This window comes from Rhizobium sp. SVR5-2C (genome assembly GCF_056755115.1).
Genome location: NZ_JBNDHT010000193.1, coordinates 1 through 9,470, shown reverse-complemented (window position 1 = coordinate 9,470; position 9,470 = coordinate 1). Strand labels below are relative to the sequence as shown.

Annotated in this window: 7 protein-coding genes and 1 pseudogene; 4 read left to right on the top strand and 4 right to left on the bottom strand. The window is 58.4% G+C overall.

What is annotated here, in order from left to right; genetic code table 11:
- Positions 1–76 precede the first annotated feature (76 nt).
- A pseudogene (locus ACPYOI_RS32785) lies at positions 77–597 on the bottom strand (transposase); the annotation flags it as partial.
- A gap of 360 nt (positions 598–957) precedes the next feature.
- On the opposite strand from ACPYOI_RS32785, the gene ACPYOI_RS32780 reads away from it, so the two are divergent.
- From ACPYOI_RS32780 to ACPYOI_RS32765, 4 genes are all read left to right on the top strand, one after another.
- Positions 958–1,158: a hypothetical protein gene (locus ACPYOI_RS32780; protein WP_481423940.1), complete on the top strand. Its 201-nt coding sequence runs from the start codon at positions 958–960 to the stop codon at positions 1,156–1,158.
- 243 nt (positions 1,159–1,401) lie between these two features.
- A complete protein-coding gene (locus tag ACPYOI_RS32775) occupies positions 1,402–1,581 on the top strand; it encodes a hypothetical protein (RefSeq protein ID WP_481423939.1) in 180 nt (59 codons plus the stop codon).
- A gap of 1,130 nt (positions 1,582–2,711) precedes the next feature.
- The gene (locus ACPYOI_RS32770) at positions 2,712–2,852 is read left to right on the top strand and encodes a DUF982 domain-containing protein (RefSeq protein ID WP_481418885.1); all 141 of its coding nucleotides are present in this window, start codon (positions 2,712–2,714) and stop codon (positions 2,850–2,852) included.
- A 1,637-nt stretch (positions 2,853–4,489) separates the two neighbouring features.
- Positions 4,490–4,687 carry a hypothetical protein gene (locus ACPYOI_RS32765; RefSeq protein ID WP_481418886.1) on the top strand — a complete coding sequence of 66 codons (198 nt, stop codon included), beginning with the start codon at positions 4,490–4,492 and terminating at the stop codon, positions 4,685–4,687.
- A 471-nt stretch (positions 4,688–5,158) separates the two neighbouring features.
- Here the strand turns inward: ACPYOI_RS32765 and lov are convergent, their stop codons facing one another.
- The 3 genes from lov to ACPYOI_RS32750 all read right to left on the bottom strand — a co-directional run.
- Positions 5,159–6,205 (bottom strand): blue-light-activated histidine kinase, encoded by a 1,047-nt coding sequence (gene lov, locus ACPYOI_RS32760; RefSeq protein WP_481418887.1) that lies wholly within the window; start codon positions 6,203–6,205, stop codon positions 5,159–5,161.
- A gap of 93 nt (positions 6,206–6,298) precedes the next feature.
- A complete protein-coding gene (gene malQ, locus ACPYOI_RS32755) occupies positions 6,299–8,137 on the bottom strand; it encodes a 4-alpha-glucanotransferase (RefSeq protein ID WP_481418888.1) in 1,839 nt (612 codons plus the stop codon).
- A 34-nt stretch (positions 8,138–8,171) separates the two neighbouring features.
- A partial coding sequence (locus ACPYOI_RS32750; RefSeq protein WP_481423938.1) for a DUF3459 domain-containing protein occupies positions 8,172–9,470 on the bottom strand: 1,299 nt, incomplete at its 5' end.

Below are 9,470 nucleotides of genomic sequence, written 5' to 3'. Positions count from 1 at the left end.
CGCCGAGGGCGCCGTAGGTCGCGTTGTAGTTGGCGAAGTGGTTTAGGTAGAACGAAAATCCCAGCGACATTGCAAACTACGAGACGGTACCCGCTCGACCGTACATTGCCCGCTTGATCGTCTTCAGTCGGTTGATCTGACCTTCCGCCTGACCATTGCTCCAGGGCAGGTCGATGGCGTTACAGACGGCGTCGATATCCCGGGAAAGAATGCGGGCAAAACGGGCGAGGAAAACGAGTCCAGAATGAACGGCATCATCGATCCATCCTTCGGGTTTCGCTGAAGTTCGGCCATGAAATATTCCGCGAAATCGCATGGAGAAGCTGCGCAAAACAGCAAACGTTTGTGATCCCTGTTTGAGGGCATCCACTTTCCGTGCTTGATTGATGGTCAGTCCGCCGCGCGGCTGCAAAGAGTAGCGGCGACAACCGGCGAGATCAAATGACCGGTTTGCCGATCACGCACAGGCGTATTGTCATGTATTCTGTCGACGAGCCTAATCCGAGTCGGCGCCGTATCATCCTTTTCCGTTTCCGGCCTCTCGGCGCGGCGCCAGGTTGCCAGGAGGCGTTCAAGATTGGAAAAGCTGCCGGTGTATCAAACTGCGCGCTTCCGCTCAGGAACATTGTCGAAGTCAGATTATTGCGGCAGTGGACCAGTTCGGTGCGCAGCCCCTCAGTTCCTTTCAAGTCCGAGCGGCAAGGGGTCGTTTCCGTAGGGAGGCCCTTCGATCCTAATCCGAATTGATGATTGACGGGCAGGCCCGCTGGAGCTTTATTTCAAGGCGCTGTAGCCGCCAAGCACAGCACTTAGCCGCGGCATCCGCTCTCCAACCAGCGCCGTGGTATGCGACAGGGCTCGCCATTTCTGACACGTTTGGACGAGCCCTGGTCGTAACCCCGTCCATTTACCCCTCTGCGCCCTACAATTCAAAATAGCGAGGTCGGTGCGCCTTCGATGATCCAAGCGCGAATACTTTCAGACCAGATTCCGATGCAGGACGAGCAGGTGGCCATGTGTCAGCGCGTCTTTGATCAGGTTTGTGAAGCCAAGCATGTCACAAGTGACGAGGCCCGCGAGGAGCTCGCGACGATGATCATCCATTTCTACCAGCACGGCGTTAAGGATGAGCCTTCCTTGCAGCGGCTGGTGATCTGATCGCCAGCCCAATCATCAGTCGGACTTAAGGCCGTCTTCCCGCGCTTCCTGAGTTCCGTTACGCTACCAGGCGTTTTAGCTGCCGGGAGAAAAATGCCAGTGATTGAAAGATGCCGCCGTGTGTTGCGAGCTGCTAGAAACCGCCGCTCATCGCGGAGCATTCAGGCGTCCGTGCTGGCAGACCCCACCCTTGTCTCCTCCTCCGCCCTCTCCCTTTCCACCTAAGCACTTCACGCCGCGCTGATGGAGCATCTTGAGAAAAAGGGCCTCATTACCACCGAGGAGCAAGGACCAATCTTCGAGCGCGCTCTGGAGTTGCTGGAGACCGATACAACCGACGACGGCGGCATCACCGCACTTGCGCGCTACCTGATCGAACAGCAGCTTCCACGAAATGAAGGACGTGAACGGTTCAGGGCTTGATGCGCCTAAAACCCGGAACTCACCGTAGATCGTTTATGTTATTGGGATCGTGTCCGGGTTACTGTTTGCCCCTTCCTTGCCCTTGGAAGGCCGCGCGATCCTTCTTCGTCAAACTGCCCTACTTCGGCGGGGCTTTCTTTTGATCCGTCGTCCTGTACAGCAACGGAACATTGCGAAGTCTTGATTGTTTAACAATTGGGATCGCGTGGTCGATCTCTTCCGGTCCCTTCCGTTACCTCATACGGAAAGCCGCGCGATTCCACCTTAGCAGACGGGAACGTCCGCTGAACGCCAATCGTTATTGGTATCGCCGCGCGGCGGTCCTTCCTGTCAAACGGCCAGCGATGAACGAGCCTTCGTCCTGGCACCCGCGTCACCGTTTCCCCGAAGACTTCGGGAGTCGACAATGAGTGATCCCGACCGATACTCTGGAAAGCCACCGAGCCGGCGCCGCGGCGTGTGGATACTGATCGCAATGGGAGTGTTAGCGCTGCTTATCGCGTGGCTGTTCGGCTTCGTGGACTGACATTGCTCCACCTCCCGGTTTTTGGCGCGGGGCGGTACGGTAGCAGACCGGAAAAGCGAATTCCTTTGCCGCTGGCGGCACCAAGGCGTACTGTTGATCATCGGTCCACGTATACAACCGGGTGTCGACCGCTTGAGAGACAATCTGCTCTCGCCCCAACAGGAGAGCCATTTGTCTCTTTTCGAACTACTTTCCTATACAGACGATGAGATTGAAGTCATCACCTCGGCAATGTGCTGCTGGTCAGATAGAAATCACATCGATGTCCAAAGCGAGCACGGTCAGTCCGCGCTGAGACACGCCATCGCGCTTGTTAGCTCAGGCATTCAGGCGCCCGACGCTCTGGTCGCAAGGCGACGAGGTTTGCGCGCCGCACCCGCCGGCCCCTCTTCGTTCGCTAGCGGAGAGCTAAGAGCGTACCAAGCCGGATTCCGCTGAAATTCGGAACTTACCCCGCCGCCGAGTGTTAGCCGCGCATCGTCTCACAAGGTGCGGTCATGGAAGACGGAGCGTGGACCACCATTGTTGAATTGCAATTGCACCCGGGTGCGCGGTCAGTGGTCATCACAGGAACAAGAGCAGCCTTCACATTGCTTACAACCCGGTGGCCCACGACGTCCGGCAATGCTTCTGGCGGGCACAGGAAGTCTGCCTAGCCGCGCTCGACAATCTAATGGCGCACGAGGCGGCTCGTGCCGCCTTTATTGCCGCCGCGAGAGAGGCTGGGATGTGGATACGGTACTGATCTTCTGGCAGCTCGTTCAGGCTTATCGTCTTTCCGTGGGCTTGGCCCTTCGACCCATCGATAGCCGTCAACATAACTCTAATTGATCATTGACGAGCAGGCTCGCCAGCGCTTTAGTTTTAGATGCTGAAGCCACCCAAATGCACCGCGTCATGACGGCCACGTTACCCAATATCCGCGGTCGCCATAAGACCAGGGGTTCGCCATTTTCGCACGTTTGGGGCGAGCCCCTTGGTCGTATCGCCATTTAACCGCTGTCGGCGCTGTTCGACATCTCCCCATTAAGGCTTGCCACGGAAATACTATCTGGCAATGTGCATTCTGAGTTGGTCTGCTGCTTGGACCGATTCCACGCCCGGGTTTCGCGCAACCCGCGAGGTGTAACAAGGGCTCGCTTTCAGCACAGGCGAGCCCTTCGTTCCCCTCGATGCAGTCACTCGCCGGATGCGCGTCCTGGCATCGCCCGCCAGCGCATCCAGCCAGTCACACTGGCGACCTGACCCTGCAACTCCCTCAAAGCACGCGGGTCGCTTTTGTCTGTACGCTACCATACCGGAACATCAACGGAATCTAATAGTTTTGCACCATGGACGAAGTGGCGCAGCCCGTTGGGCGCGCTGCGTTGTTCCAATCATGTTGCGGGATTTGGAGGTTGTTCCTGCGCATGAGGGACGACAGGGTTCGCTTTTCGTAGGGCGGGCCCTCGTCCTCTGACTAACCTCCGCGTAATGATATCTGACAATTGACGACGGGGATGGCGCTCTACCTTTCTTGACGCTGCTTCTTTTGGGAGCATTCCAGAGCCGGCCTCAATGAGTGATCCTGATCGCTATTCTGGTAACCCCGCCGGGCGAGGTTGTGGACGCATCGTCATCCTAATTGTTCTGAGCTTGGTGATTTGGTTTCTTGTCGCGTTGCTCGCTTTCGCGTCGCTATTCGGTCTCGCCCTGTTCCAACCACACTCAAGCGGTGCAACCCTTTTGACACCCCGCAACCAATCGCACGCTCTTTTGGTCCGTACGGTATCGAACGGGAACGGTTGCCTATCTTGAGCGTTTGAATGACGGCCGCGCGGTAGTCTTCCTTACCTAGTCGCCAGTGATGTTGGAGCCGCAGCCCTCTTCCCTGGTGCCGCGCGGTCACGTTTTCCCCGTAACCTGCCCCGCTTCGGCGGGGTTTTTTTGGAACATTACCGAACAATACCGGTCAGTTCGTTCTTCGAAATCAACAACAGGTCGCGGCTAGGGCATTTGACCGCATACTTTAACGGAGCCTCGTCGAAATTTTGTTGCACAGCGTGCAAGCAGCGACCATCACGACCACTGCCGCGGGCGCACCGCGCCCGACAGGGGACATGGTGTAGAACGCCCGTCTCGATCCACCCCACTCGTCGGGCGCGTTCCGCGATTGACGAACCCGTGGCCACGCAAAGCGCTTAGAGAAATGCCAGCAACATCGAAGTGAGACGTGAGAGCAAAGAGGCGGATACAGTCGTAGCGGGGAACCTTCTTGCGATACGGAGGTTTGCCGGCCATGCCGTATCTCGTCGAAATACTGCTTCCTGTGACGCACACCCGCCGGAACCGGACGAACCTCGATCTTGTCCGCGACGAGCTGGCGGTGAGAAGTTCGGCGGAGTGACGTTGCACGTCAATTCGCCGGCTGAAGGCATCTGGGAGGATAACGGAGACGTTGAGTTCGACCGGATCGTCGTTGCCGAAGTGATGGTCGAGGAGCTCGATCGATCCTGGTGGTCTTCATACCGCAGGGAACTTGAAGCCCGCTTCCGACAGGAAGAGGTCGTCGTCCGCGCGATCGAGATCCGGCGCCTGTGAGGAGCAGGCAAGGCGCCAAACGACAACTTTTTGGTTAGCGATCATGATCTGGCAGGAGCGCGACGGTTCGACAGGATCCTCGCCTGCCTCCCTCGATTTCACACCGGCCGCCGTTGGAACGCTCGACTGGTCCAGTTCTTCGTGGCAGCTTTGTTCATCGCCGGTGGAGCCGATCCGATAGTCGCCGATAGCGTCGAAATGCACACCCGATGGAACGAGGCGAACAGAAATTCTTGTTTGATCATCGTCCCCGAGGCGGCCACGGCTTTAATCGCCTGCCGACCCACCTTGCTGAGAAAACGAAGCTTTCGGAAGACGATGTGTTGCGTCGACGGATTGACGGCGCGTAGGTCTAAGCATCCGCCAAACAGTAGTGACATCAACGGCCGCAGCTTAAGCATCTGTCGCCGATGTGGGGATCGGCGTCCCTCGGCCTGGCACAGATTGCGGGTGCCGAGGCTCTTTGATCGGTTATGGCGGGGATTTAAGATTTCGGCCCACTCGATCCAGCGACGGGAGCTCGACCGAAAGCCACAAGCCGTCATCCCGCCATTCCCGCGTAATCCGTCCGCCAAGCTGGTTCTCGAGTACCACTCCAAGAAGGACGTCGCCGAACCCGTTTCCGCGCACCTCAGGCGGGCGCCCGCCGCGCTCATGCCATTCCAATCGCAGACCGGCACCTTCGGGCTTCCAGTTAATCACCAGGTTCCCGCCCCTCCGGGAAAGAACTCCGTGTACCGCTGCGTTCGAGGCGAGTTCGTGGATCGCAAGACCAATGGGCTGGACTGATGTCGCCGGCACCATCACGGCGGGACCATAGAATTCGATATTCTCCTTTCCGAAAACACTGACCTGCAAAGCGACAATGTCCTGAAGAGGTATTTCCTGCCATCCGTTTTCGGCGAGGAGAACGTGGGTGCGGGCCAGCGCCTGCACGCGTTGCTGTACGGATGCAGCGTAGAGCGCCGCGTTGTCGGAACGGCTGAGGCGCACGATGCTGTCGACGATCGCCAGAACATTCTTCGTCCGATGATCGACCTCAAGAAGTAGCCTGTGCTCAGCGTCCTCCAGCGTTTGCACTCTGCGCAATTCCGTGACATCGATCTGCGACGCGAAGTAGTAAACAAGACGGCCGTCGTCAGCCCTGATCGGGCTAAGATAGAGCTGATTCCAGAAGGTGCGGCCGTCCTTCCGGTAATTGAGGATCTCGACAGTGCCCTCGCGCTCCTGGGCGATGATGGCGCGGATCTCGGCAATCGCGGTCGGCGATGTGTCCCGCCCCTGCAACATGCGGCAGTTTTGCCCGATGACCTCGTCTGCTGTGTAGCCGGTCAAGGAGAGGAAAGCGTCGTTGGCAAGTACGATCGGGTAGTCTGGCTGACGGGCGTCAGCGACCACGATCGGCATGCGCGTCCTTTGGAATGCAAATGCGGCGAGTTCCTTGTGGTCAGCCAAACCCTGCTTGGATGCGGCGGCAGGAAGATCGCCATGAATGTCGGATTGGTCTGCTTCTGTCACGTAACCCACCTTTTTGATTGCAGACGAAAACGTCGCAACGAAACATTGGTTTCCCGATGGATTTCACCAGACAATCGGGTTGACGGTGGCATCTCATGCCCCACCCGACCGCTCTTTGCGCATCGCTTCAGCGATGGCCTTGAGAAGCGGCAAATCGTTCAATTCGTCAATCAAAACGGAGAGCTTCGGCTTCCAGTTCGGGTAGCTGTCGCTCGTGCCCGGGATATTCGTCGGGCGTTTCTCTCCTGTCATGTCCGCCAGCCGCACCGCAGCCAGCACGGACGGCGTCTTGGCAATGAAGCGATGGGCGCTGACCACCAAATCTTTCAGCTTGTCGTCGGTCGCGGTTCGAGGCGGAAGACGGTCCGGTGGGTCCGTGCCTGCTTCGTCCAGCGCCACATGCAGGTCCACCCGCTCGTGTTGGCGTTCTTCGATATGCGTTTCACTCACGTCCGGAGGAACGATCCCGTGTTCAGCCCGCGCTTTGATATCGGCGCCACGCCACCACCCGGCCAAAGTCTGGTGGTCGTGCGTAGAAATGCATGCAAGCGACAGCCGGGGATAAGCGTCGGCAGGCTTAAAGCTGTCGCCTTCGCGCTCGTAGGAGAGGATGCGATAGGACAGGATGCCAGCCTCCGCCAGGTCGTCCTGCAGCCCTTCCGGCAGCATTCCCAAATCCTCCCCAATGACCAGACACCGGAATTCCGCGGACGCGTCTGCCAGAACCTGCAGCAACTCGTCTTGCGGGTAATTCACGTAGGCGCCGCCGTCGGGCAAACTGTCAAGCGGCACGAGGAACAGGCGCCGCAGTGCTGCGACATGATCGATCCTGACGGCGCCGGCGTAGCGCATCGCAGCGCTTACCATTCGCCGGTACGGAGCATCTTTCCCCGACGCAATCGCTGCCGGATGGAAAGCCGCCAGATGCCAGTCCTGGCCTCCCGTCGCGAACGGATCCGGCGGGCTCCCGACCGTGGCATTGGCAATATACGCGTCTCTCTCACTCCAGGTGGCCGACCCGTCCATCGCTTCTCCGACGGCCAGATCGAGATACAGGCCGATCCGAAGGCCGACGTCCCGTGCGACCGTTGCGGCTTCACTAAGCTGCAGATGGGCTAGCCATTGCAGCCACATGTGAAAATGGATGGTATCGGCATGTGCTTCGGCAAACTCTTCTACTTGCACGCTGTTGGGTCTCTGGTATTCGGTCGGCCAGGATCTCCAGCCGGTACCGTAACCGCTCCCGGTCATGAACGCCGACAGGGTTTCGAACAACGCGTGCAGTCGCAAGACATTTCCGCGCTCTTCGACGAAATCCTTGAAACCATCGCGATCGCTCGAGCCGGTTATGGAGGCGTGCCGTGACAGCCAGAGCGCACGCAGAGCTGCCAATTTAATCTCGGCAATCCCCTTATAATCGACCAGGTCGGTTTGCCGCAGAGCCAGTAACTGCCTTTCCAGTTCCGGGCTGCTCGTAAATCCCGCAACCTTGTCGACGGCGATGTAGAGAGGGTTGAGCATTTGCCGGTTCGACGGCTCATACGGGCTGCAGCGATCGGGATCTGACAGGAACGGGGCATGCAACGGGTTGAGCCCGACAAAATCTGCGCCCAGCGAGTTGACCAGCCTGACCATTCCGATCAGATCCTCGAAGTCTCCGATGCCCCAATTGCGCTTGGACCGCAATTCATAGAGCTGCAGGCTGATGCCCCAGACGCGCTCTTTTTCCAGAAGGTCCGGCAGGTACGATTTTGGGATCGGCTTGGATTTCTGCTTCCTCACGGGGCGCCGAGCGGCTCGTTTTCCCACTCCGAGCGCAGCAAGAATCTTCTGCTTCGTCGCGTCCGTGATCGGCACTTCCGCGTTGTCAGGGGAAGGCCTAGTCGGGCTTATTCCACACTCTTCGGCCAGACGATCGAGATGCGAATCCATAGTGGTCTCTCGTTTCAAGTCAGATTGGTCAACTTCAACTCTCAGCCGGGCTGATGCTTGAACATACGGACCAAGGAGAGAGAGTGGCGCCACTAGCCGAGCCCAGCAGGAAGATCCGTTCGCCAATGGGCGGCGATGTGATCCTTGCTGGTTCGTCCGAGAGGTTTGCGAGCAGGTGAAGCGTGGCGCCGCCCGCGAGCGTCCACTCCACCGTGGTGAGACTTCCATCATGACGGAACGACCCGCTGCCAGTGCCGACGCCTTTCAGCAGCGGAACGATCCACTTGTGCCGAACCGCAAGAAGAGACTTATAGAACGCGAGCATGTCTGACGTATTGGCTCCGTCAAGGCGAGACCAATCAAGCTTCGCCATCTCGAATGTGGACTGAGCGGGCGGATCGAGAAGGTCATCGGCATCAAAACCGGGCAGACGCGACAGCTCCTCGCGCCGTCCCTTCCTCACCTTCTCGTTCAAATCTTCGTCGAAGTCGCAGAAATACGGAAAGGGTTCACGTGCTCCCCACTCCTCGCCCATGAACAACATCGGGATTTGCGGCGACAGCAGATAGACTGCTGACACTGCCCTGATTGGTTCCAGCGGCCTGTACGCAACCATACGGTCGCCCAGCGCCCGGTTGCCGATCTGATCATGGTTTTGAACGAAGGAGATGAACGAGGTGGGAGGCAGATCGGTCGATGGCTTGCCACGGACCCCACCCCGGTAGGGCATGTGTTCGCCCTGAAACACAAAACCTTCAGCGAGCGCCTTGCCGATCTTGCCGACATGATCGGCATAGTCCTGGTAGTAGCCGAACGTCTCGCCGGTTGCAGCAATGTGCAGCACGTGATGGACGTCGTCGTTCCACTGGGCCGTGAAGAGGGTCGTGCGGCCGTTCTCGTCACGCCGTAAAAGATCACTATCGTTATCTTCGTTTTCGACAATCAGATGAACATACCGAGCGCCCGCAGCTTCGCGAACGCGCCGGGCCAGCTCATGAAGAAGATGCTCTTGGCTGTCGTCCTTGATGGCGTGCACCGCGTCGAGGCGCAGCCCGTCCAATCTGAACTCGGTGATCCAGTAGATCGCGTTCTGGATGACAAACTCGCGCACTGGCTTCGAGCCGTCTCCATCATAATTGATGCCGTTGCCCCACGGCGTCTTGTGGTGCTCGGTAAACAGCGGCGCATACATTGGGAGATAATTGCCGTCCGGGCCGAAATGGTTGTAGACGACGTCCAGGAAGACGCTGATGCCACGCTCGTGGGCCGAGTCGATCAATGCCATAAGGTCTGCAGGTCGGCCATAGCTGCTGTCCGGTGCATAGGGCAGAAC

Excerpts from the sequence above, each read along its gene's own strand:
- ACPYOI_RS32780 (WP_481423940.1), top strand. The coding sequence starts at position 958 with ATGATCCAAGCGCGAATACTTTCAGACCAGATTCCGATGCAGGACGAG.
- ACPYOI_RS32775 (WP_481423939.1), top strand. The coding sequence starts at position 1,402 with ATGGAGCATCTTGAGAAAAAGGGCCTCATTACCACCGAGGAGCAAGGA.
- malQ (WP_481418888.1), bottom strand. The coding sequence starts at position 8,137 with ATGGATTCGCATCTCGATCGTCTGGCCGAAGAGTGTGGAATAAGCCCG.